General features: G+C 63.6%; 1 protein-coding gene and 1 pseudogene. Both read right to left on the bottom strand.

What is annotated here, in order from left to right:
- Positions 1–376: substrate-binding domain-containing protein (locus tag AHiyo1_RS27025; RefSeq protein WP_253257417.1), on the bottom strand; the 376-nt coding region annotated here is incomplete at its 3' end.
- 266 nt (positions 377–642) lie between these two features.
- A pseudogene (locus AHiyo1_RS27020) lies at positions 643–720 on the bottom strand (LacI family DNA-binding transcriptional regulator); the annotation flags it as partial.
- Positions 721–1,028: the final 308 nt, after the last annotated feature.

Raw genomic sequence — 1,028 nt, 5'->3', positions numbered from 1 at the left:
CGAGCATGCCGATGGCGACCAGGTCGTTGTAGGCGATCACCGCGGTGGCACCGCTGGCGACCACCGACGCCGCCGCGGCCAATCCGCCGTCGACCGTTGCATTCTGGTTCCCCACGGTGACAAGCTCGATGCCCCAATCGGCGCAGAAGCGGGTGATGGCTGCACGTCGCTGGCTGTTGGCCCACGATGACGCGGGTCCGGGAATGTAAGCAAGCTTGCGGTGACCGAGGGCGTAGAGATGCTCGACGCTTGGCGGATTCCCTCGCCGGCCTCCATGAGCACCCGTGCGGCGTGCTCCGCCTCGCCATTGATCACGACCAGCGGTGCGCTGCCCGCGAGATCGTGGATCTGCTCGGAAGGCAGCCGGGGTGAGCAAAGGATGATGCCATCCACGCCCGTGGCAAAGGATTCAAGATGTGCGCGTTCCCGCGAGGACGATTCGGAGGTGTCGGCGAGGACCATCCGGTGGCGGCCGTGCCATGCCTGGTCCTGGATGGCTTTGATGAGGGCGGCGAAAACCGCATTTGAAATGTCGGGGACGATGACGCCGAACGTCCGGCTGCCCGTCACTCCGGGCACGTCGTATCCCAACTGCTCGGCCGCGGCCATGACCTTCTGCCGCGTTTCGGCTGCCAGCCGGCCGGGGTCTCCGAATGCCCTCGACGCCGTTGCCAGGGAGACCCCCGCCAGCTTTGCGACATCCGTGAGTTTTGCCGACATCTGTCCTCCAGTTGCTTCGTTGAAACCTTGTCCTGCAAGTATGGAAAGACTTGTACAAGTTTGTCAATGGTTTGCACAAGGTTGTTGGGACTGCCGGTTTGCCTGGATCCGTTGAGCGTCGCGTAGCTGCGGAGTAGGGTGGCCCCACCCACCTCGCACCACCAATTGAGGAGCGACCATGTCACATCTCAAACTTCGACTGGCCACCATGACGGCAGTACTCGCGCTAAGCGTGGCGAGCGGGGCCGTCACCAATCCTGCCTTTGCCGATCCGCGCCAGACTGAAAAGACCGCCACCGCCACCGGAT

This window comes from Arthrobacter sp. Hiyo1 (genome assembly GCF_001263615.2).
In the GTDB taxonomy this organism is placed as follows: domain Bacteria; phylum Actinomycetota; class Actinomycetes; order Actinomycetales; family Micrococcaceae; genus Arthrobacter.
This window is presented reverse-complemented; position numbering and strand designations above follow the sequence as displayed.